Genomic DNA, 22,417 nt, shown 5'->3' with positions numbered 1-22,417 from the left:
TCGGCCTGACGTCGCCGCGCTCGTAGCTTTTCCCCCAGGCGTGAACGGGTTCACACCGGGAGGGAAACGGCGGATGAGTGCTTCACTGCGGGAACGCGACCGGCGCTGGGAGCGGCTGCACGCCGCTATGGCGGAGGAAGGTCTCGACGTCCTGGTGGTCGCGGGCAGCGATTACCGCGGCCACAAAGGAACTCTCCGGTACGTGGCCGACTACAACCTGGCCCACCGCTACGGGTACTGCGTCGTCTTCGCGGGCGAGGAACCGGTCATGGTGCTGCCGCAGAACCTCTCCGGCGGCAGGCGGCCGCGGTCGGCGTGGGTGTCGGACTACCGGTATCCGCACGAGCTGGGCGACGGACTGGTCGAGGTCCTGAAATCCCGGCCGCGCAACGGGCGGATCGGCATCGTCGGGCTCGGCGAGATCATGAAGGTCCGCGAATACCTGCGCCTCGCCGCCGAGCTTCCGCGCGCCAAGCTGGTCGACGCCTCCGCGATGTTCGAGCGGGTGCGCGCGGTCAAGAGCGCGGAAGAACTCGCCGGAGCCGAGGAATCGGCCTATATCACCGATCGCTGCTTCGAGCGGCTTCTCGAGATCGCCCGCCCGGGCATCACCGAGCGCGCGGTGGCGGCGGAAATGCATGCCACGGCGGCACTTCTGGGCGGCGAGGATCCGCTGTTCCTCACCATGTACGCCGACGACGAACCGTCCGGGCCGTGCCCGACCTTCGGCGCTCCGCGCGACCGGATCCTGCGCGCGCACGACGTGTTCACCTTCTCCTACGAGGTCGTCGGACCGGCCGGGTACTGGGTCGAACTGTCCAGAATGGTCACTTTCGCGCCGCCTTCCGGTGCGGTGCAACGGGTTTCCGACGCCGTCACTGCCGGGATGGCCGCCGCGGCCGCCTCGATCGGGCCCGGCGTGGCCACTTCGGACGTTCAGAAGAACGTCATCCGGGCGGTCGAGGAACAGGGCGTCGAATCGTCGTACTGGTCCGGGCACGGGCTCGGGCTCGACGTTCTCGAAGAGCCCTGGGTCGGCCTCGACGTCGTCCAGGACGACAGTTCCGCGGGCGCGGTGCCGGTGCTCGGCGCGGGCATGGTGCTCGCGCTGCACCCGATGCTCTGGGAAGCCGAAACCTCGGCCATGGGCTACATGGCCGACACGCACATCGTCACCGAACAGGGCTGCCGGACGCTGTCCGAGTTCCCGGTCCAGCTCTACCGATTGGCCGCGGGAGGCCGGAAATGACGACCACCGAAGTAGACCCCATCCTCGCCTCGGTCCTGCAGCGCCGGGTCGACGCGATCGCCAAGGAAATGGCGACGATGCTGATGCGCTCGTCGCGGTCCCCGATCTTCAACGAGATCGGCGACCTGGTGACCGTGCTGTTCGACGCGAAGGGCCGGGCGCTCGCGCAGGCCGAGTTCGCCGCGATCATCGCGTTCGGCGCGCAGCCTCCGCTGGAGTACATCATCGACTACTTCGGCGACGACCTCGCCGAGGGCGACGTGATCCTGCACAACGACGTCTTCACCGGCGGCAACCAGAACGCCGACACCGGCGTGTACCTGCCGATCTTCCACGAGGGCGAACTCGTCGCGTGGGCCGCGGCGAAGGGCCACATGGCCGACATCGGCGGCATGACCGTGGGCGGCTACAACCCGCAGGCGCGCGAGATCTGGCAGGAAGCCCTGCGGATCACCCCGGTCAAGATCCACGCGGGCGGCGAGGTCCGCAAGGACGTGTGGGACTTCGTCGGCGCGAACATCCGGATCGACTTCGTCATGCAGGACATCCAGTCGATGATCGGGGCCTGCCAGGTCGGCCGCCGCCGGCTGCTGCACGTCCTGGAGCGCTACGGGCGGGACACCTTCGACCGGCATCTCGACTACGTCCTCGAAAGCTCCGAACGCCAGGTGCGCGCCGAGATCGCGCGCTGGCCCGACGGGGTTTACCACGGCGAGAGCTGGATGGTGTCCGACGGCGTCGACGCCTCCGCCCGGTACCGCATCGCGTGCGAGGTCCGGATCGAGGGCGACGAGATCACCTTCGACTTCAGCGCCACCGACGACCAGTCCCCCGGCATCGCGAACATGCCGCCCGCGTCGGCGAAGGGCGCGGTGCGGATCGTGTTCCTGATGCTGATCGCCGCGGGCGGCATCGTCATCCCGACGAACCAGGGACTGTTCGCCCCGCTCAGCACCGTTTTCCGGGAGGGCTCGCTGCTGAACCCGCGGTTCCCGGCCGCGACGATCTTCGGCAACCAGATGTGCGACGAAGTCCTCGAAGCGATCATGACCGCGCTGGCGGACGCGTTGCCGGACCGGGTCACCGCGGGCTGGAACCAGTTCATCTGCACCGCGCTCAACGGCGTCGACCCGCGCAGCGGCGGCCCGTTCGTGACGCTGACGGTGTTCCAGCGCAGCGGACCGGGCGCGATGCGCGGAGCCGACGGCTGGGACGCGTTCGGCTTCACCGGCACCGCGGGCCAGATGCGCGCGCCCGACCCGGAGATGTTCGAACTCACGTCGCCGCATTTCCTGGAATACCACGAGTATCTGCCGGATTCGGCGGGCGCGGGCGAATGGCGCGGCGGCCTCGGCACCCGCTCGGCTTGGCGATGCTACGGCGAAACCGAGGTCGGGGTCACGATCGGCGACGACGTCGAATGCGAGGGGGCCGAAGCCGCGCCGGGCCTGTTCGGCGGGCATCCGGCCGGGCGCAACCGGATCGTCGTGGAGTTCCCGGACGGGACCACGCATCTATGGGGCTCCAAGGAAATGGTCGCGCTGCCCGCGGGATCGGTCGTGCGCTCGGAGAGCGGCGGCGGGGCGGGATACGGCGATCCGCGGCGGCGCCCGGCGGAGACCGTCTGCCGCGAGGTGCGCGACGGCTTGCTGAGCGCGGAACGGGCGCGGGACGACTACGGCGTCGTCCTGGCCGGCGGACCGGACGGCGGCTGGGCCGTCGACGAGGCGGCCACGGCCGCCCTGCGGAACTCGAACGGAAGGACTCACTGATGAGCGCGGCACGAAGCGGCGAGCTGCGGATCGGGATCGACGTCGGCGGCACCTTCACCGACTTCCTCGTGGTCCACCCGGACGGCAGCCATCTCGCCCACAAGACGAGTTCCGTCCCGTCCGATCCCTCGCGGGCGGTCGTGCAGGGGCTGCGGGAGATCGCGGACCTGCGCGGGCAGTCCGTCGAGGAACTGCTCGGCAGCGTCGGCACCATCGTCCACGGCACGACCGTGACCACCAACGCGCTGCTGACCCGGCGCGGCGCCGCCACCGGATTGCTGACCACCGAAGGATTCCGCGACGTGCTGCCGATGCGCGACGGCACCCGAGAGGAGGCGTACAACAACCGGCTCGAAGCTCCGGTGCCGCTCGTCCCGCGCCACCTCCGGCTTCCCGTGCCCGGCCGGCTCGACCACACGGGCGCCGAGGTGACCGGACTCGATCCGGAAGCCGTGCGGCGCGCGGCGAAGACGTTCCGGGACGCGGGCGTCGAAGCGGTCGCGGTGAGCTTCCTGCACTCGCACGCGAGCCCGGAGCACGAGGACGCCGCCGCCGAGATCCTGGCCGAGGAACTGCCCGGGATCTACGTGACCCGGTCGAGCGCGCTGCTGGCCCAGGTCCGCTACTACGACCGGACCTCGACGGCGGTGCTGAACTCCTACGCGGGCCCGATCATCAGCCGCTATCTCGCCGGGCTGACCGAAACGCTGGAGGAAGCCGGGTTCGGCGGCCTGCTCCTGCTGATGCAGTCCAACGGCGGCGTCGCCACCCCCGCCGAACTCGCCCGCCGCGCCGCGCTGTCCCTGCTGTCCGGGCCCGCCTCCGGCCCGACCGCCGGGCTGTTCGAGGTCGCCCCGCACGGCTGGGACCGCTGCCTGACCGTCGACATGGGCGGCACCAGTTTCGACGCCGCCGTGGTCAACGACGGCCGCCCGCTGGTGATGACCGACGGCACGATCGACCGCTGGCGGATCGCACTCCCGATGGTCGACATCCACACCATCGGCGCGGGCGGCGGCAGCATCGCGCGGGTCGACGACGGCGGGATGCTGCGGGTCGGGCCGGAAAGCGCCGGAGCCGTCCCCGGGCCCGCCTGCTACGGCCGGGGCGGCACCCGCGCGACCGTCACCGACGCCGACGTCGCGCTCGGCTACATCGACCCGAGTTCGTTCATGGCGGGCGGGATCCCTCTCGACGCGGCGGCGTCCCGGGCCGCGCTGGAACGGGACGTCGCCAAGCCGCTGGGCCTCGACGTCATCTCGGCCGCGGCCGGCGTCTACGACCTGGTGAACGTGACCATGGCGGCCGGGGTCCAGGCGATCACGGTGCGGCGGGGGCTCGACCCGCGCGACTTCCCGATCGTGGTCGCCGGGGGCGCGGGCCCGGTCCACGCCGCGGCGATCGCGTCGGAACTGGAGATCCCGGTCCTCGTGACGCCGCGGCAGTCCTCCATTTTCTGCGCGGCCGGGATGCTCGCCTGCGATTTCAAGCACGACTACGTGCGCAGCATTTCCGGTTCGCTGGCCGAGTTCAGCCTGGACCGGCTGCGCGAGATCTGGGCTTCGATGGCCGCCGAGGGGCGCGAAACCCTTCGCGGGGAAGGAATTCCCGAAAGCGCTGTCACCTTCGAGCCGTCGCTGGACATGCGGTACGCGGGTCAGTGGTTCGAGATCAACGTGCCGGTCGGCATCGACGGCATGGATGCGCCCGACCGAACGAAGCTGGCCGAGCTTTTCCACGCCCAGCACGACATTCTGTTCGGCTACCGGGCCGAGGACGAGCCGGTCGAGGTGCTCAACGTCCGGTTGACCGCGATCGGCGCGACGCCTCGTCCGCCGCTGGATCTCGGCGCGCTCGACGCGGATCTGACCGAGGACCCGCAGATCGGCGAGCGGGAGATCTGGTCGCCGGCACGGCGCGCGATGGTGCCCGCCCGGATCATGGACGGCCACCGGATGGCGCCGGGTGCGCGGCTGTCCGGACCGGCCGTGGTCGAACTAGGCACCACTTCCCTGGTGGTGCTGGACGAATACGACCTCGTGGTCGACCCGCGCGGTTCGTTCGTGCTGTATCTCCGCGAACGCGCGCACGAGCTGGCCGACCGGCTGTCCCTCGCCGAAGACCTGGTGCTGCGATGACCGGCTTCGAGGGAACGACCGCTGTCGTCACCGGCGGGGCGACGCTCATCGGCGCGGCGATCGTCCGCGCGTTCGCCGACGCGGGCGCACAGGTCGTGGTGCTCGACATCGATGAACCCGGCGGAACCGCGCTGGCCGGCGAACTGGGCGAAGCCGTCACGTTCCACCACGTCGACATCACCGACGACGCCGCGCTCGGCCGCGTCCGCGACGCGCTCGCGGCCGGTCCGGGCAAGGTCGACGCGCTGGTCAACCTCGCTTGTTCCTATGTGGACGACGGCAGCCAGTCCACCCGGGCGGACTGGCGACAGAGCCTCGACGTGAACGTCATCGGCACCGCTTTGGTCACCACCACGCTGCTGCCATTGCTCACCGCCTCGGACCGGCCCGCGGTCGTCAACTTCACCTCGATCTCCGGCCGCGTCGCCCAGGCCGGGCGCTGGCTCTACCCGGCGGGCAAGGCCGCGGTCGCGCAGCTGACCCGGTCGATGGCGCTCGACCTGGCCGCCGACAGCATCCGCGTCAACTCCGTCTGCCCTGGCTGGACCTGGTCCGCGGTGATGGACCGGTTGTCCGGCGGAGACCGGGAGAAGACCGACCGGGTCGCCGCTCCCCTGCATCCGCTCGGGCGCACCGGCGACCCGGCCGAGATCGCCGCCGCCGTGCTCTTCCTCTGCTCCCCCGCGGCCTCGTTCGTCACCGGCGCCGACCTCGCGGTGGACGGCGGCTATTCGGCGATCGGGCCCGAACGCGGCGAAATCCTCATCCCCCAGCTGGCCGAGTGACCGGCCGACAAGGAGAAACCCAGTGAGCACTTTCGTGGACCGCCACGGCCTGCACAGCCCGGAGCAGCGCGCCGCCGCGGAGAAGAACCTCGCCGAGATCGAGGCCGCCGGGGTCGAAATGGTCCGCCTCGTGTGGCCGGACCAGCACGGCCTCCCGCGCGGCAAGTCCGTGACCGTCAAGGCGTACGCGGCGGCGCTGCGCGACGGCATGGAGATCACCATGGCGCCGTTCTTCTTCGACACCGCCAACGCCATCGTGTTCAACCCGTTCAGCCCCGGCGGCGGTTTCGGCATCCCGGAACTCTCCGGCAGCCCGAACGTGACCATGGTGCCGGACCCGGAGACGTTCGCCGTCTTGCCGCACGTGCCGGAGACCGCGTGGGTCGTGTGCGATCTGTACCTGCGCGACGGGTCGCCGTTCCCCTTCGCTCCGCGCGCGATTCTCCGGCGGCAGCTGGAAAAACTGACCGAAGCCGGGTTCTCGCTGGTCGCCGGGATCGAACTCGAGTGGTACCTCACCCGCGTGCTCGACCCGATGCTCGAAACCGGCTCGCTCGGCGCGCCCGGGCTGCCCGGTGACCCGCCCAAGGTCGCGCCCGTCGCCCGCGGCTACAACTACCTGCTCGACGGGCACCTGGACGAGATCGACGACGTACTCCGGCCTATCCGCAAAGCAGTCTCCGCGCTGGGCTTGCCGTTGCGCTCGATCGACGACGAGTGGGCACCCAGCCAGGTCGAGACGACCTTCGACGTCCAGCAGGGCCTGGCGGTCGCCGATTCGGTGCTGTTGTTCCGCAGTGTCGTCAAGCAGGTCGCGCGCCGCCATGGCCACCACGCGACGTTCATGTGCACCCCGGCGATCCCCGGTTTCTACGCCAGCGGCTGGCATCTGCACACCTCGCTGGTCGACGCGGTGAGCGGAGTCAACGCGATGGTGCCCGGCACCGAAGCGGAGGCGCTGTCCGAGACCGGGACGCACTACGTCGGCGGCACGCTCGCCCACGCCGCCGCGGCGTCGGTCTTCACCACCCCGTCGATCAACGGCTACCGGCGACGCCGCCCGCATTCCCTCGCGCCCGACCGCTGCACCTGGGGGCTCGACAACCGCGCCGCGATGATGCGCGTCATCGGCGGGCACGGAGACCCGGCGACGCACGTCGAGAACCGGGTCGGCGAGCCGTCCGCGAATCCGTACCTGTATCTCGCCGCGCAAACCGCTTCCGGGCTCGACGGCATCCTCGGCAAACGCAGCCCCGGCGCGCTGTCCGACGACCCCTACGCCTCGGACGCGCCGCAGCTGCCGACGAGCCTGCGGGCGGCGCTGGACGAACTGGACGCGAGCGAGTTCTTCCGCGCGGAGTTCGGCGACAGCTTCGTCGACTACCTCGTGCGCATGAAGCGCAGCGAGGTCGAGCGGTACGAGGCGCACGTCAACGAGCAGCCCGACCCGGCCGCGTACGCCGCCGAGGTCACCGAATGGGAGCACCGCGAGTACTTCGAACTCTTCTGACCCGCCATCGTTTGGAGCGTCGCCAATGTCTGTCGACACACCCGATTCGTCGCCAAGAACTCCCGTCCCCGCCGCCGCGCCGCCGAAGACCGGCCTCGGCGCCGTGATCGAGGACTACGCGCTGGAACGCGTGCCCGAATCCGCCCGCCGCGGCGGCTGGGGCCTGCTGTGGAACACCGCCGGGGCCGGGTCGACCCTCGTCGTGCTGTCGGTCGGCGCGGCCGTGACCCTGATCGCCGGGGTCGGCTGGGGCCTCGCCGTCGGAGCCGCCACCGCCCTGTTCGGCGGCGGGCTCGGCTGGGCGGTCGGCCACGTCAGCCGCGTGCAAGGGACCTCCAGCACGCTGACCGCCCGGTATTACGGGCTCGGTTCGCGCGGTTCGGTGCTCGCCTCGCTGATCTTCGCGGTCATGATCGTGAGCTTCCTGGCCCTGGAGAACGCGATGCTGTACAACGGCACGCTGTTCCTCTTCGGCTGGGCGCCGAGCCTCGGCCACGCGGTGCTGATCCTCGGCGTCCTCACCGTGCTGTGGCTCGTGCTGCCGACGTTCGGGATTTCCCTGGTACAGCGGACTTCCGGGCTCCTCACCGCTGTTTCGGCCGTGTTGTTCGTGGTCGTCGCGGGCATCGCGGTGTCCTCGTCGGGACGCTCCGTCGGCGCCGTCCTCGGCTCCGGTCCCGGGGTGCCGGGATTCGCCGGGCAGGCCGACCGCGTGCAGGCGGCGCTGGCGTTGCTGGCCGGGATCGCGGGTGCGCTCGCGCTGCTGGGCGCCGATTTCGCCCGGTACGCCCGCACCAGCAAGGACGTCGGCGTGATGGCCGTCGGCGGTTCGGTCGTGGTGAACCTCCTGGTGCCGATCGTCGGCACGCTGATCGTGCAGGCGGGCAGCGTGGTGGTCGGGATCCGGCTGAACAGCGATCCGGCCCTCGCCGCGACACAGCCCGGCGGGTCGGCCGAGGAGAAGGTCGCGGGCATGGTCTCGGCCAATCCCGGTGCGTTCTTCGTCGTGCTCGCCGGGGCGGTCGGCTTCGCGCTGGTCTATGCGGCGCAAGCGAAAGCGCAGGTCGTCAACGCGTATTCGGCGAGCCTGTCGCTGACGAATCTCGTCGACGGGCTGACCGGGCGCAGCCCCGGGCGGCTGGTCATGCTGGTGGTCGCGAACGCCGCCGCGCTCGCGATGATCGCGGGCGGGATCCTGAACGTGCTCGCGTCCTGGCTGGACGCCCTCGGCATCCTGACCACCTCGCTGTGCACGCTGATGATCGTCGACTACTTCGTCGTCCGGCGCCGCCGTCCGGCCCGCCCCGGCGCGGTCGAGCGGGTCAACTGGGCGGGCGTGCTCAGTCTTCTGGCCGCCTCCACGCTGGCGGAAACGCTCGTGCTGAGCGGGGTCACGAGACTCGGCTTCCTCGTCGCCATCGCCACGACCGCCGTCCTCTACCCCGCGCTGCGGCTGACCGTCCTGCCGCCGGGTCGCTGGACCCGTCTCGACGGCCCCCGACCAGAAAAGGTGACCCCATGACCAGGCCGTACCGGATCGGCATCATCGGCGCGGGCTTCGCCGGGCTCAGCTCCGCCAAGGTGCTGCGCGAGTTCGGCTTCGACGTGACCGTCTTCGACAGCAGCCCGGACGTCGGCGGCGTGTGGAGCCGCACCCGCCGCTACCCCGGTCTCACCACCCAGAACGGCAAGGACAGCTACGCGCTCTCGGATTTCCCGATGCCGCGCGACTACCCGGAATGGCCGACCGGCGAGCAGGTGCAGCAGTACCTGGAGTCCTATGTGGAGGAACGCGACCTGAAACCGCTGCTGCGGCTCAGCACCCGGGTCACGCGCGCCGAACTCGACGAATCCGTTCCACAGTGGACGCTCCGGCTGAAGGACATCGCCTCCGGCAAGGACCTGCCGCCCTGCACGGTCGACCACCTGGTGGTCGCCAACGGCATCTTCAGCACCCCGTTCGTGCCGGACTACGCCGGCGCGGAACAGTTCACCGCGGCCGGCGGGCGGATCTGCAGCGTCTCCGACGTCGCCGACCTCGACCAGGTCGCCGGGAAACACGCGCTCGTTGTCGGGTACGGGAAATCTGCCTGCGACGCGGCGGCAGTGTTCAGCGGCGTCGCGGCGTCCACCTCGGTCGTCGCGCGGGAACTGCTGTGGAAGATCCCACGCAAGCTCGGCGGGGTCGTCAACTACAAGTACCTGCTGCTGACCCGGCTCGGCGAAGGGCTGTTCCGCTACCTGCGTCCGCGCGGGTTCGAGCGGTTCCTTCACGGACCAGGCCGACCGCTACGCAACGCGATGCTGGCGAGCGTGCAGGCGCTCATCACCCGCCAGCTCCGGCTGCGCGAAACCGGGCTGGTCCCCGAGGGCCCGCTCGAACGGATCGCGCGCAGCACGGTCAGCCTCGCGACGGAATCGTTCTACGAGTCGGTGGCCGACGGCCGGATCGCCGTGCACCGCGACCGCACGATCCAGCGCCTGGCGGTCCGGAGTGGACAGACTGTCGCGGAGCTGTCGGACGGGACGATCCTGCCCGCGGACGTCGTGGTCTGCGGCACCGGCTGGCGGCAGTCGCTCCCGTTCCTGGACGACGAACTGCAGCGCCGGATCACCGACGAGGCGGGCAACTTCGCGCTGTACCGGCAGGTGCTGCCGCACGACGTGCCCGCGCTGACGTTCTGCGGCTACAACTCGTCGTTCTTCAGCCCGCTCAGCGCGGAGATCGCCGCCTGGTGGATCGCCGCGCACCTCACCGGAAATCTCGACCTGCCGCCGGTCGAGGAACGCCGGGCGCAGGTAGCCGAACGGCTCGCCTGGATGGAGCGGCGGACCGAAGGCAGGCACGCGCGCGGGACCAACATCGTTCCGTTCTCCGTGCACAACATCGACGAGTTGCTCAGCGACATCGGGATCGGCGTCAGCCGCAGGGAGCGGTTCGCCGAATGGCTCCGGCCGCTCAACCCGTCCGCATACGCCCGGGTGGGCGCCCGTTTGCTCGCCCGGCACCGCGCGTCGGGCCCCACCGTGTCCCAGGGTGCCGCGCACCCCCGAACGCAGAAGGTCGACGGATGACTCTCCAGCAAGAACCAGCCCTGGCCCCGGAATCGGCGGCGACGCGCTTCGGCCCGCTCGTCCGGCCCGACCGGGTCCACCGCACGCTCTACACCGATCCCGCCGTCTTCGCCGAGGAGATGACCAAGGTCTTCGGCGGCCGCTCGTGGGTGTATCTCGCGCACGAATCCCAGCTGCCCGAACCGCATTCGTTCCTGTCGGTCCGGATGGGACTCCGCCCGGTCCTGGTCACCCGCGACCGCGCGGGGAAACTGCACGCGGTCTTCAACCGGTGCAGCCACCGCGCGGCGACGATCTGCCGCGAGGAACAGGGCGTCGCCAAGAGCTTCCAATGTCCTTACCACGGCTGGACTTTCCGCAACACCGGCGAGCTCGTGGGCACGCCGTGGCCGCAGGGGTACGGACCAGGGTTCGACAAAACCGAGTTCGGGCTGCACGTCGTGCCGCGGGTGGAGTCGTACCGCGGCTTCGTGTTCGGCACGCTCAACGAAGCCGCTCCCCCGGTCGCCGATTGGCTGGGACCGGCGACGACGTGGCTCGACTACTGGATCGACCGCTCGCCGGGCGAGGTGCTCGTCCGGGCCGCCGCCCACCGGATGGGCTACCGGGGCAACTGGAAACTCGCCTACGACAACGCGGGCGACGGCTACCATCCCGCGTTCTCCCACCGGTCGCTGCTCGAAATGGCGTCCCGGCTCGGCGAAAGCAAGGACATGGCCTACTTCGGCCGCACCCCGGACGACGGGCCGATGCGCACGCACATGCTGGGCAACGGCCACAGCGTCATCGACCAGCGACCCAACTACGACGGCCCGGGCAGCTTCTGGGCCAACCAGCGGCCCCAGCCCGGCCGCGAGGCGTTCGAGGAACGGGTCCGCGCCGAGCACGGGGCCGACGCGGACCGGCTGCTCGACCTGTGCGTCGGCTCGCAGATCAACCTGAGCATCTTCCCCAACCTGCTCGTCATCGGCAATCAGATCCAGGTCGTCGAACCGCTGGCCGTCGACCACACGCAGCTGACCTGGCACGCCACCGCGGTGTCCGGCGTGCCGCCCGTCGTGAACACGATGCGGATGCGCACCCAGGAGGACTTCCCGGCCTTCGGCGAGCCCGACGACCAGGCGAACTTCGAGGAGGTCCAGCGCGGCCTCGCCGCCGCGGAGGCGGAGTGGGTGCTGATGAACCGCGGGTTCGGCGTCGACGGCTGGCAGGAGGTCGGCCCGGACGGCGTCGTGACCAGCACCGCGACCGACGAACTGCACATGCGCAGCTACTACCCGGCCTGGCTCGCGCTGATGGAGGAGGAAACCCGATGATGCGCCCGATCCCCGCCGAGTACGCGGACACCTCGGCCTGGTCGTACCACGTGGACGACCAGTTCTACACGGACCTGGCCCGCGATTCGGCCGCACTGCGCGAGGACTGGCCGACCGCCGGCGCCGCGGAACTGGCCGAAGCGCAGTCGTTCCTCGCCGCCGAAGCCCGGCTGCTGGACGAAGGCCGGTTCAACGAATGGCTCGACCTGTTCACCGACGACTGTCTTTACTGGGTCCCGGTCACCCCCGGTGCGGGCGACCCGCTCGCCGAGGTGTCGCACGCCTTCGACGACCGCAGGCGGCTGACCGACCGCGTCTACTGGCTGCGCACCGGCCTCGCGTTCAGCCAGATCCCCGCCTCGCGCACCCGCCGCCTGACCACGAACGTCGAGACCACCACCGATCCCGGCTCCGGCGTCCGGATGATCCGCTCGAACTTCGCCGTGCACGAGTTCCGCGCCGGGATCGCGAAAATCCACGCGGGCTGGTACGGACACGTCCTTGAGCCCGGCGAGTCCGGCTGGCGGATCCGGCTCAAGCAGGTCAACCTGCTCGATTCCGAGCAGCTGCACGAGAATCTGACGCTGGTGTTCTGAATGGACACCCGAGGAGAAACCGCGCTGCGCCACGAGAACGAGCTGCTGCGACTGCGCGTCGCCCGGCTGGAACGCGAACTGGCGGCCGCGGCCGGGGTAGTCCGGGAGGTCAAGGACCTGGCTTTCTGGGATTTCAGCCCGTACCGGGTCAGTCCCGATGCCTCGTGGCTTGCCGTGGACCGCGGCGGCGCCGAAACACTGCTGGCCGCGCTCGCGCGGGTCGACCACTGGCACCCGTGGTCGACCCGGCTCGAACCCCGCCCCCGACCCTGACTTTTCTTTCAGGAGCACCGATGCCCAAGATCGTGTTCACCCGCCCGGACGGCACCGCCCAGACCGTCGACGCCCGCCCGGGGGCGTCGGTGATGGAAACCGGGATCAAGCACGGCGTGCCGGGAATCGTCGCCGAATGCGGCGGCGCGCTGTCCTGCGCGACCTGCCACGTCTACGTCGGCGAGGAGCACCTGCCGCTCGTCGGGGCGGCGGCGGGCTTCGAGGACGAGATGCTCGACGACGCCGCGAGCGAACGGCGGCCCACCAGCAGGCTTTCCTGCCAGATCGCGATGTGCGACGAGCTCGACGGGCTCGCCGTCACCGTCGCCCCGGTCCAATGAGCGCCGGGGTGCTGGTCGCCGGAGCCGGCGAAGCGGGCGTCCGGCTCGCCGCCGCGCTGCGGGAAAACGGCTACGCCGAGCCGATTCTGCTCGTCGGGGAGGAAGCGCATCCGCCGTACCAACGGCCGCCGCTGTCGAAGGCGTTCCTCTCCGGAACCGCCGGGGACGACGCGCTCGCGCTGCGTTCGCCCGAGTTCTATCAGGAGCAGGACATCACCGTCCGGACCGGTGTGCGGGTCGAGGACGCGGTTCTCGACGCGGACGGCCGAGGCACCGCCTCGCTGTCCGATGGGACGACCGTCGCGTTCGACCGGCTCGCTCTGGCGACCGGGGCGCGGGCGCGCACGCTGCCGTTTTCCGGCGGCAACGTGCACGTCCTGCGCAGCCGCGACGACGCGGTCCGGCTTCGGCTCTCGCTGGAGCATGCCAAGCGGGTCGTCTTGATCGGCGCGGGTTTCATCGGGCTCGAAATCGCCGCCGTGGCCCGGAAACGCGGCATCGAGGTCGTCGTCCTCGAACAACAGCCGCGACTGCTGAGCCGGGTCGCCGCCGAACCGCTGTCGGAGTTTCTGCTGGCCGCGCACCGCGGCTGGGGCGCCGAGTTCGTCCTCGGCTCCGGAGTGGCCGCGGTCGAACCGGACGGCGTGCGATTGGCGGACGGGGATTTCGTCGCCGCCGACACGATCATCGCCGGGGTCGGCGCGGTGCCGGAAATCGGCCTGGCCCAACGCCTCGGTCTCGCCTGCGACCGCGGGGTGCTCGTCGATGCCTTCTGCCGCACCAGCAACCCCGCCGTGGTGGCGCTCGGCGACTGCGCGGCCCAGCCCCACCCGCACCGGCCGGGCGCGTCGCTCGGGCTGGAATCGGTGCAGAACGCGGGCGACCAGGCCCGGGCCGCCGCCGCGACCCTCACCGGCAGGCCCGCACCGCCGCGAGCGGTCCCGTGGTTCTGGTCCGATCAGGGCGACCTGAAGATCCAGATCGCCGGGGTTTCCGACGGACACGACCGGTACGTGGTGCGAGGCGGCGACGGCGGACTGACCGTCCTGTACTACCGCGCCGGGTCGCTCATCGCGGCCGACGCGGTCAACCGGCCGGGCGACTTCATGGCGGTGAAACGCGCGCTGGCCGCCGGGAAGACGATCGCGTCGGAGAACGCGGACGACCTGGCCCGGCCGTTGAAAACCCTGGTGACGGAGGCCTAGAGCGCGTCACGGCCACGCTCCCCGGTGCGGACGCGCACAACCGTCTCCACCGGGGTCCCCGACGAACACGACCGGTACGCCGTGCGAGGCGGCGGACTGACCGTCCTGTACTACCGCGCCGGAGAATGCCGCAAACCCGGCCCAGTCGCTGAAAACCCTCGTGACGGAGGCCTAGAGCGCGTCGCGGCCACGCTCCCCGGTGCGGACGCGCACGACCGTCTCCACCGGGGTCACCCAGATCTTGCCGTCGCCGATCTTGCCGGTGTGCGCGGTGTCCAGCACGGTCCGCAGCGCGGCGTCGACCTGGTCGTCGTCGAGCAGGATCTCCAGCCGGTACTTGGTGATGAAGTCGACCTCGTACTCCGCGCCGCGGTAGATCTCGGTGTGGCCCTTCTGCCTGCCGTAGCCGCGGACCTCGCTCACCGTCATCCCGGCGATGCCCAGCTCCTGCAGGGCGATCCGGACGTCGTCCAGCACGAACGGCTTGACCACGGCGGTCAGCAGCTTCATCGGGTCTCCTCGCGCGCGGGCCGGTGCGATCCCGGTCCGCCGGCGAGCGCGCTGCCCCGGCGTCCGGACTGGACTGCCAGCTCGTACGCCCCTTCGGCGTGCTCGGCCTCGTCGACGCCGTCGATCTCGGCTTCGCGGTCGATCCGGAATCCCATGAACTTGTGCATGACCCAGCCGAGCAGCAGGGTCACCGCCAGCGAATACCCTAGTACCGCCAGAGTTCCGACCGCTTGGCGCCACAGCTGGTCGAGGCCGCCGCCGTAGAACAGGCCGTTCACGCCGCCGGGAGCCACCCCTGCGGTTGCGAAGAGACCGATCAGCAGTGTCCCGGCGAAGCCGCCGAGCCCGTGCACCGCGACCACGTCCAGGGAGTCGTCGAAGCCGAACTTGTACTTGAGGCTCACCGCGAACGAGCACACGACCCCGGCCACGATCCCGATCGCGGCCGCGCCGAGCGGTTCGACGTAAGCACAGCCGGGCGTGATCCCGACCAGCCCGGCCACCGCGCCGGACGCGGCGCCGAGGGTCGTCGGCTTCCCGTCGCGGAACTGCTCGACCAGCAGCCAGCCCAGCACTGCGGCCGCCCCCGCGACGGTCGTGTTCAGGAACGACGTCGCCGCCGAGCCCTTCGCGACCAGCGCGGACCCGGCGTTGAACCCGAACCAGCCGAACCACAGCAACCCGGCCCCGAACATCACGAACGGGAGGTTGTGCGGCCGGACGGCCTGCTTCGGCCAGCCGTGCCGCCTGCCGAGCACGAGCGCCAGCGCCAGCGCGGCCGCACCGGAGTTCACCTCGACCACTGTGCCGCCCGCGAAGTCCAGCACGTGCAGCTTGGCCGCGATCCAGCCGTCGGGAGCGAAAACCCAGTGCGCCACCGGGATGTACACAAGGGTGGTCCAGACGACGGAAAACACCGTCCACGTCCAGAACCGGGCCCGCTCGGCGATCGCGCCGGCCAGCAGCGCGACCGTGATGACCGCGAACATCATCTGGAACGCCACGAACGCGTACAGCGGCACCTGGTTCCCGGCGGGCCCGACGGTCTGCTCGGCGAGCCCGTGCAGCCCGGCCAGCCGCAGAGTGCCGAGCAGCCCGCCGAACCAATCGGGTCCGAACGCGAGCGAATACCCGTAGAACACCCAGATCAGGCCGACGGTGGCGAGACAGACGAACGTCATCGCCATCACGTTCAGCACGCTCCGGGCGCGCACCATCCCGCCGTAGAACAACGCGAGGCCGGGCGTCATCAGCATCACCAGTGCCGCACTGCCCAGCAACCACGCCGTGCTTCCGGTATCGACCACGCCTCAGACACTCCTCGTCTCATCGCCCGGCCGCTGGAAGTTAACCGGGCGGTGTTACCGGAATGTTTCCGTCGTGCTTCCGCTAACGACCCGCGGTCCGGCGAATCGGGCGTATCGGAGCGAAAGGACGGCGAGGAGACGGAATTAGTGCGCATTGCGGGATAAAACGGATCCGGGATGGTGCCGGCTCGGAGGCCCGCACCACCCCGTGGCCGATCAGCGCAGGAATCCGTCCACCAAGGCGAAGGTCGCGTCCGTGGCTTCGACCTGCGGAATGTGTCCCGCGCCGGGGACGATCGCGACCTTGCTGCCGGTGATCCGGGCGGCGAACTCGTCGGCGTAGGCGGCCGGGATCAGCTTGTCCTGCTCGCCCCAGACGATCTGGGTCGGCGCGCTGATCCGGTGCAGGCGGCGTTCGAGGCCTTTGTCCGGGATCGGCCAGACGAACTTGCCGGTGCAGCCCAGCGCCCACACCAGGCCCGCGCCCGCCGCGATCGCTTCCTCGGGGTCCTCGGGCGGGGTCAGCATCGCCTTCGCCGCGTCGCCTTCGGGGTCGGCGAACAGCAGCTCCGGCAGCGCGGCGGGCGGGGCGGCGATCCAGTTCGCGACCGGATGCTCGTCGCGCCAGAGGCCGATCGGGTCGAGCAGGACCAGTTTCGCGAACCGGTCGGGGTAGGCGGCGGCCAGTTCCGCCGCGAGCATCCCGCCGAAGGACTGTCCCATGAGGACTGGCGTGCCGATTTCCAGTTTCCGGATCGCCTCCTCGTACATGAGCACGAGCTGCCACAGATCGTCGACCTTGTGGACGGCGTAGGGATCGGCGGGCGAGGTGCCGGGGAATTCGGGGGCGTAGACGGTGAAGTCCTGGGCGAGGCGCTCCAGGAACGGATCCCACGCGAGCCCGGCGGCCGGGTGCAGGTAGACCAGGCCGGGGCCCTGGCCCGTTACCTTGACCCGGAGCTGGATCTCGCCGCCCCAGACGTCGACGGTCTTTTCGGTGAGGTCGAGGGTGCTGGTCATGCGAGGGCTCCTGTCAAGCGGGCGGAATCGGCCAGCGGCGTGCCGCCGAGTCGTTCGGGCCACCAGTGGTGCCGGTAGCCCTCTTCGGTCCACAGCTCCTGCAACCGCGGCATGACCGCGCTGGCGAACAGGTCGATGTTGTCCTTCGCCAGTTCGTGCGGCATGGAGCCGAACTGCAGCATCGCGTGCAGGTTGCCGATGCGGTATTCCCGCGCGTAGGCGAGCAGCTGTTCGGCGACGGTGTCCGGCGAACCGCAGATCACCGAGCCCGCGTCGACCAGTTCGGCGAAGGTGGCGGTGCGCATCTTGCTGTAGATGCCGAAGTCGCCGGGGTCGCGCATGATCGCTTCGACGCCGCGGATGTCGATGCCGCCGGGCAGCGCGAGCCGCTCCATCGGGATCGAGCCGATGCCTTTGCGGAAGAAGTACTCCGCGTGCTTGGCATACAGCGCTTCGGCCTTCGCGTCGGTGTCGGCGACGCACACGGTCTGCATGAAGCCGAGGCGGTACGGGTTGGCGTCCTTGCCGAGCCGGTCGGCGATTTCCCAGAACCGGTCGAAGATCCGGCGGCCGGTGACTTTCAGGCCGAACCAGCCGAAGTAGTTGAACCCGAATTCCCGTTCGAGCGTCATCTGCATGGTGCGCGGGTTGCCGATGCCGGTGATCCACACCGGCGGGTGCGGGGCCTGCTGCAGCGGCCGCGGCCAGAGGTTGACGCCGGGGTACTGCCCGAACCTGCCGTTCCACGGGAAGGCGCCGCCCTGGTGCGTCCACGCCTTCAGCACCAGTTCGAGGTTTTCGTCGAACCGCTGCCGGGTCTGCGCGGGCGGCACGCCGTTGTTGAGGTTGGCGTCATAGGCGAGGCCGACCGGGAACCCGGTGACCAGGCGGCCGTTCGACATGCAGTCGAGCATCGCCAGCTCCTCGGCCGCCCGCAGCGGTTCCCGGCTCTTGCCCAGCGACCGGCCGACCGGGTAGATCGCCGTCTCGATGTTCTCGGCCTCGGTGGCGTAGGCGAGGGCGGCCTCGATGATGTCGGGGTTCGGCGCCATGTCGTAGGAACTTTGGCCGTGCTCGGTGACGGCGAGACCGTCGAATCCCGCGCGGGCGGCGTGCATCAGCTCGTCCATCGCTTCGCGGAACGCGGCGGCGACGTGCTGCGGTTCGGTGACTTCGTGGTACGGCGTCGTGATGACGGATTCGAACCGCTGCTCGAAGTCCTCGGCCAGGTGCCGGTACGGAACCTGTTGGAAGTACGTGACTTTCACGGTGTTCTCCAGTTCGTTCGAAGGTCAGATGTCGAGCGGTTCGCCGCTGTTCCCCGCGTCGGACAGGGCATGCAGTTCGTGCACGCGGCCGACCCACGCGCAGGCGGGCCGCCCGGCGAAGGCCGCCGTGCGCGGCAGCTGCGGCAGTTTCAGGCCGGATCGGCGGAATTCGCCGCGGTGGAACGTCAACGGTTCGAGCCGGCGGGCGTCGTGGCAGGCGACCTCGCCGAGCACCAGCACGTGGTCGCCGCCGTCGTAGGTGCGCCACGGCCGGCATTGCAGCCACGCCGCCGCACCGGTCAGCCGCGGCGGGCCGGTTTCCGGTTCGTGCCAGGAAACCGCGCCGTTCCGCGGTTTTCCCGCGAAGTGCAGGGCGACGTCGAGCTGGTTGGCGGCGAGGATGTTGACCGTGAACTCGTTGCCGGTCAAGCCTTCGCACGCCCGCGCCTGCCGTGCCACGGACACGAGGACCAGCGGCGGATCCATCGACACCGACGTGAACGAGTTCATCGTCGCGCCGCGCGGTTGCCCGTCGGCGTCGCGATAGGTGACGACGGTGACGCCGGTCGAGAACTCGCCCAGAACCGTGCGGAGCCGTTTCGCGTTGCCCGGTGCGTGCATAGTGGTCATGTCGTTTCTCCGGTCAGGTCACGACGTTGAGGAAGTCGGGGTCGAGTTCGCGGTGGGTGTAGTTGATGCCCTGCGCGGCCTTGTCCATCGTCCAGGTGATCGTGCGGAAATCCGGGCCGGTGCGGTAGCCGCCCGCGAAGACCTCGTTGCGGTTGCCCGCCGGGTCGAAGAAATAGATCGTCTCGCCGCGGGTGATGCCGTGCCGCGCCGGGCCGAAGTCGATGGGCACGTCGTGCATCGAGAAGAGGTCGCCCGCGCGCAGCAGGGTGTTCCAGTCGTCGACGTGGTAGGCGAAGTGGTGGAGTTTTCCCTGCTCCCCCTTCACGAACGCGATGTCGTGCGGCTGTTCGCCGCAGAACATCCACGAGCCGACCAGCTCGTCGTTGCCCGCGCCGCCGACCAGCCGTTCCGCCGCCCGGAAGCCGAGCACCTCGGAGAAGAACCGTTCCAGCAGCGCCGGGTCCTCGGTGGTGATCAGCGTGTGGTCCAGACGCGGCACGCCGATGCCGCGCAGTCCCGAACGCGGCCAGGGATCGGGATTCCAGTTCCCGGTCGCGTTGCCGAGATATTCGACGTCGCTGTACAGCTCGAGGGTGTGTTCCGATGGCAGCGTCAGCCGCAGGCCGTCGCCGACGCCTTCGTTGTCGCCCTTGCTCATCCGCTCGACCCGCACGCCGAAGGACGCCGCGCGGCGCTCGAATTCGTCGAGGTCGCCGGACTTCTCGACCTTGTAGCCCAGTTTGACCAGGCCGACGCCGCCCTCCTCGAGAACGACCGAATGGTGGTCGTGCTCGTCCCAGGACTTGAGGTAGAGCCGCCCGTCCTGCTCGGCGACCTGGTCCATGCCGAGCGTCTCGCGGTAGTGCTCGGCCGAGCCCGGCAAATCGGTGACTCGCACGTGGACGTACCCGAGTCTGATCACACCCATGTTCGCTCCCGGTTTTCAGCTGGCGGGCCGGAAAGCTCCGAAGACCCGCGTCAAAGCGTCCTTTTCGGACAGCCGGACGACGACCTCGCCCTCGGGCCGTGCCCGGCAGGGAAGGCATTTGCCCGCGGCGCGCTCCTCCGCGCTGAGCGCGGATTCGGCGACCGGGACGGGATAGCGGACCTGGCCCTCGACCAGATCGGCCTTGCAGGCGCGGCATCCGCCCCGGCGGCAGCAATAGCGCGTCCGGTAGCCGTGCCTGCGGACCGCGTCCACGATCGACTCTCCGTTGTGGACAGTCAGCCGCACGTCGGCGGGGAGGATCCGCACCGCGCCGGAGACTTCCGGTTGATCGCTCATCGCACACCCCGCCTCGTCGTCGAGTCGATTCGTTCGCGCTGTCCGAGGGACTGTAGGCGGGCTCCCGGGCCCATTTCGATCCGTTGCGCGCGAGGCTCATCCAGTTCGCGCAAGCATTTGTGCACTACCGCACGCAAGCCGTTGCCCAGCAGTTCTCGCGCGTGTCAGATTCGCAACAGCCAGCCACTGACGTAATGGAAAAAGGAGTTCGCGATGACCGAAGAATCACCCGAGATCGGACTGCGGGTCGACGTGCACGGCGTCGCCACGAACTATCACGACCAAGGCTCCGGCGATCCGGTGCTGCTGATCCACGGCTCTGGCCCCGGCGTGTCCGCGTGGGCGAATTGGCGGCTCGTCCTGCCCGAACTCGCGAAGCGGCACCGGGTCGTCGCTCCGGACATCCTCGGCTTCGGCTACACCGAACGGCCCGAGGACGCCGTCTACGACGCCGAAAGCTGGCTGGAGCACCTCGTCGGCTTCCTCGACGCGCTCGGCCTCGACCGGGTGTCCGTGGTCGGCAACAGCTTCGGCGGCTCGCTGGCGCTGCGGCTGGCCACCCGGCATCCGGACCGGGTCGACCGGCTCGTGCTGATGGGCAGCGTCGGCGTGCACTTCCCGATCACCCCGGGGCTGGAGGCGGTCTGGGGCTTCGAACCGTCGGTGGAGAACATGCGCCGCCTGCTCGACGTGTTCGCCCACGACCCCCGGTTCGCCACCGACGAACTCGCCGAACTCCGCTACCGCGCCGCGACCCGGCCGGGCGTGCACGAGGCGTACGCGGCCATGTTCCCGGCCCCGCGCCAGGACAAGGTCGCGGCCATGGCTGTCCCGGAAGACGCCATCGCCGTCCTCCCGCACGAGACGCTCCTCGTGCACGGCCGCGACGACCAGGTCATCCCGCCCTCGACCAGCTATCGGCTGCTCGATCTGATCCCGAACAGCCAGCTGCACGTGTTCGCCCGCTGCGGGCACTGGGTCCAGATCGAACACGCCGCCGCCTTCGCCGCGCTTGCGGACGCCTTCCTCTCCGGGGCACTCTGAACCACGCCCCGTCACCACGTGGACAACGACGACTGCGCCAGGTGATCACCATGACCGCGACACCGAACCGGCCGCTCCCCCGGACTTCGCCGAGGTGGGCCACCGACGTCGTGCGCACCGCCGACCGGGACGAGGCCCAGCGGGAGATCTCCGAGGTGTTCAGCACGCACACCCTCGAGGTGGCCGGCCCCGGGGCGGACCTCGACGTCGCGCTCCGGGCCCGGCGCACCGAAGACCTCACCATCGCCGACATCCGGCACGGCACCGAGGTCGTGGTCCGCCCCGGCCGGCTGCACTCCTACTACGAGATCAACGTTCCGCTCCGCGGCCACACGCTGTCGCAATGCGGACCCGACGAGATCGAGTCCGGTCCGGGGCGGGCGGCTGTGCTCACCCCGACCGAGGAATCGAGCATGCGCTGGAGCGCCGACTGCGCCCAGCTCGCGGTCAAAGTGAGCAGGCAGGTGGTCGAGCGGACCGTCGAGGGCGTGCTCGGCTGCCCGCCCGACGAGGCCGTGCACTTCTCGATCGGGTTCGACCTCGCCGACGGACCCGGCCGCAACTGGCTCCGCGCCGTCATGCTGCTGCGCGACGCCGTCGACTCCGACGCCCCCGACCTGGTCCTGCGCCCGCTCGAAGAACTCGTCGTCGGGCAGCTCCTCGCCGCCCAGCCCAACAATTTCTCCGACCGCCTCCTCCGCGGCGCCGCCCGCCCGGCCCGGCCCCGCCTGCTGTCGCGGGTTGTCGACGTGATCGACGCCGACCCCGCCGCCGCGCACACGGTCTCCGACCTCGCTCGGGTCGCCGGGACCAGCGTCCGGTCCCTGCAAGCCGCTTTCGCCGAGCACCTCGGGCTCACGCCGATGGAGTACCTGCGCCGCGTGCGGCTTTCCCGAGCGCACGAAGACCTGCAGAACGCCGAGCCGGGCGACGGGCTGTCGGTCGCCGATATCGCGTTCCGCTGGGGATTCGGGCACGTGCCCCGCTTCGCGGCGGCCTACCGGGAGCGGTACGGGCAGTTGCCATCTCAGACCCTCCGCGACTGAGCCGCGCGTGCGCGTTTTGTTCAAGAACCGCACTCCCTCCGGCCCGT

21 protein-coding genes are annotated in these 22,417 nt (G+C 70.2%); 14 read left to right on the top strand and 7 right to left on the bottom strand.

Annotated elements, in window-relative coordinates; translation table 11 throughout:
• The first annotated feature begins 73 nt into the window (after positions 1-73).
• The 12 genes from EIZ44_RS01925 to EIZ44_RS01870 are packed head-to-tail and all read left to right on the top strand — an operon-like array spanning position 74 to position 14,260.
• Positions 74-1,249, top strand: a complete 1,176-nt coding sequence (locus EIZ44_RS01925) for a M24 family metallopeptidase (RefSeq protein ID WP_134727528.1) — start codon at positions 74-76, stop codon at positions 1,247-1,249.
• Complete coding sequence (locus tag EIZ44_RS01920) at positions 1,246-3,021, top strand: hydantoinase B/oxoprolinase family protein (protein ID WP_134727527.1); 1,776 nt, start codon at positions 1,246-1,248, stop codon at positions 3,019-3,021. The genes EIZ44_RS01925 and EIZ44_RS01920 overlap by 4 nt, the downstream gene beginning before the upstream one ends.
• A complete protein-coding gene (locus tag EIZ44_RS01915) occupies positions 3,021-5,159 on the top strand; it encodes a hydantoinase/oxoprolinase family protein (RefSeq protein WP_134727526.1) in 2,139 nt (712 codons plus the stop codon). Before EIZ44_RS01920 ends, EIZ44_RS01915 begins: the two co-directional genes overlap by 1 nt.
• Positions 5,156-5,944 (top strand): SDR family oxidoreductase, encoded by a 789-nt coding sequence (locus tag EIZ44_RS01910; RefSeq protein ID WP_134727525.1) that lies wholly within the window; start codon positions 5,156-5,158, stop codon positions 5,942-5,944. The genes EIZ44_RS01915 and EIZ44_RS01910 overlap by 4 nt, the downstream gene beginning before the upstream one ends.
• 22 nt (positions 5,945-5,966) lie before the next feature.
• Positions 5,967-7,454 (top strand): glutamine synthetase family protein, encoded by a 1,488-nt coding sequence (locus EIZ44_RS01905; protein ID WP_134727524.1) that lies wholly within the window; start codon positions 5,967-5,969, stop codon positions 7,452-7,454.
• Between the two features lie 25 nt (positions 7,455-7,479).
• Positions 7,480-8,976 (top strand): cytosine permease, encoded by a 1,497-nt coding sequence (locus tag EIZ44_RS01900; protein ID WP_134727523.1) that lies wholly within the window; start codon positions 7,480-7,482, stop codon positions 8,974-8,976.
• A complete protein-coding gene (locus tag EIZ44_RS01895) occupies positions 8,973-10,529 on the top strand; it encodes a flavin-containing monooxygenase (protein WP_134727522.1) in 1,557 nt (518 codons plus the stop codon). Before EIZ44_RS01900 ends, EIZ44_RS01895 begins: the two co-directional genes overlap by 4 nt.
• Positions 10,526-11,845: an aromatic ring-hydroxylating oxygenase subunit alpha gene (locus EIZ44_RS01890; protein WP_134727521.1), complete on the top strand. Its 1,320-nt coding sequence runs from the start codon at positions 10,526-10,528 to the stop codon at positions 11,843-11,845. Before EIZ44_RS01895 ends, EIZ44_RS01890 begins: the two co-directional genes overlap by 4 nt.
• Positions 11,842-12,441: an aromatic-ring-hydroxylating dioxygenase subunit beta gene (locus EIZ44_RS01885; protein ID WP_107050838.1), complete on the top strand. Its 600-nt coding sequence runs from the start codon at positions 11,842-11,844 to the stop codon at positions 12,439-12,441. The genes EIZ44_RS01890 and EIZ44_RS01885 overlap by 4 nt, the downstream gene beginning before the upstream one ends.
• Positions 12,442-12,714: a hypothetical protein gene (locus EIZ44_RS01880; protein WP_051728488.1), complete on the top strand. Its 273-nt coding sequence runs from the start codon at positions 12,442-12,444 to the stop codon at positions 12,712-12,714.
• Between the two features lie 20 nt (positions 12,715-12,734).
• Positions 12,735-13,055 (top strand): 2Fe-2S iron-sulfur cluster-binding protein, encoded by a 321-nt coding sequence (locus EIZ44_RS01875; RefSeq protein WP_037805825.1) that lies wholly within the window; start codon positions 12,735-12,737, stop codon positions 13,053-13,055.
• Complete coding sequence (locus EIZ44_RS01870) at positions 13,052-14,260, top strand: NAD(P)/FAD-dependent oxidoreductase (protein ID WP_134727520.1); 1,209 nt, start codon at positions 13,052-13,054, stop codon at positions 14,258-14,260. The genes EIZ44_RS01875 and EIZ44_RS01870 overlap by 4 nt, the downstream gene beginning before the upstream one ends.
• A 171-nt stretch (positions 14,261-14,431) precedes the next feature.
• Here the strand turns inward: EIZ44_RS01870 and EIZ44_RS01865 are convergent, their stop codons facing one another.
• The 7 genes from EIZ44_RS01865 to EIZ44_RS01835 all read right to left on the bottom strand — a co-directional run bounded on the left by EIZ44_RS01865 (position 14,432) and on the right by EIZ44_RS01835 (position 20,280).
• Positions 14,432-14,770, bottom strand: coding sequence for a P-II family nitrogen regulator (locus EIZ44_RS01865; protein WP_037805822.1), 339 nt, complete (start codon positions 14,768-14,770; stop codon positions 14,432-14,434).
• Entirely contained in the window at positions 14,767-16,077 is a 1,311-nt protein-coding gene (locus EIZ44_RS01860; RefSeq protein ID WP_134661567.1) for an ammonium transporter, read from the bottom strand. Before EIZ44_RS01860 ends, EIZ44_RS01865 begins: the two co-directional genes overlap by 4 nt.
• 216 nt (positions 16,078-16,293) lie before the next feature.
• Positions 16,294-17,097 carry an alpha/beta fold hydrolase gene (locus EIZ44_RS01855; RefSeq protein WP_134727519.1) on the bottom strand — a complete coding sequence of 268 codons (804 nt, stop codon included), beginning with the start codon at positions 17,095-17,097 and terminating at the stop codon, positions 16,294-16,296.
• On the bottom strand, positions 17,094-18,365 hold the full coding sequence (locus EIZ44_RS01850; RefSeq protein WP_134727518.1) for an LLM class flavin-dependent oxidoreductase: 1,272 nt from the start codon (positions 18,363-18,365) through the stop codon (positions 17,094-17,096). The genes EIZ44_RS01855 and EIZ44_RS01850 overlap by 4 nt, the downstream gene beginning before the upstream one ends.
• Before the next feature lie 24 nt (positions 18,366-18,389).
• Positions 18,390-18,995 carry a flavin reductase family protein gene (locus tag EIZ44_RS01845; protein ID WP_205669766.1) on the bottom strand — a complete coding sequence of 202 codons (606 nt, stop codon included), beginning with the start codon at positions 18,993-18,995 and terminating at the stop codon, positions 18,390-18,392.
• Positions 18,996-19,008: 13 nt separating this feature from the next.
• Positions 19,009-19,923 (bottom strand): catechol 2,3-dioxygenase, encoded by a 915-nt coding sequence (locus tag EIZ44_RS01840; RefSeq protein ID WP_134661570.1) that lies wholly within the window; start codon positions 19,921-19,923, stop codon positions 19,009-19,011.
• Between the two features lie 15 nt (positions 19,924-19,938).
• Complete coding sequence (locus tag EIZ44_RS01835) at positions 19,939-20,280, bottom strand: 2Fe-2S iron-sulfur cluster-binding protein (protein ID WP_134661571.1); 342 nt, start codon at positions 20,278-20,280, stop codon at positions 19,939-19,941.
• 213 nt (positions 20,281-20,493) lie between these two features.
• Here EIZ44_RS01835 and EIZ44_RS01830 point away from each other — a divergent pair, with 213 nt between their 5' ends.
• Both EIZ44_RS01830 and EIZ44_RS01825 read left to right on the top strand, forming a co-directional pair.
• Positions 20,494-21,324 (top strand): alpha/beta fold hydrolase, encoded by an 831-nt coding sequence (locus EIZ44_RS01830; RefSeq protein WP_134727517.1) that lies wholly within the window; start codon positions 20,494-20,496, stop codon positions 21,322-21,324.
• 50 nt (positions 21,325-21,374) lie between these two features.
• The gene (locus EIZ44_RS01825) at positions 21,375-22,370 is read left to right on the top strand and encodes an AraC family transcriptional regulator (RefSeq protein ID WP_134727516.1); all 996 of its coding nucleotides are present in this window, start codon (positions 21,375-21,377) and stop codon (positions 22,368-22,370) included.
• Positions 22,371-22,417: the final 47 nt, after the last annotated feature.

Source organism: Amycolatopsis nivea, assembly GCF_004522235.1.
In the GTDB taxonomy this organism is placed as follows: domain Bacteria; phylum Actinomycetota; class Actinomycetes; order Mycobacteriales; family Pseudonocardiaceae; genus Amycolatopsis; species Amycolatopsis nivea.
Note: the sequence above shows the minus strand (reverse complement) of the source record. Positions and strands in the feature narration are given on the sequence as shown.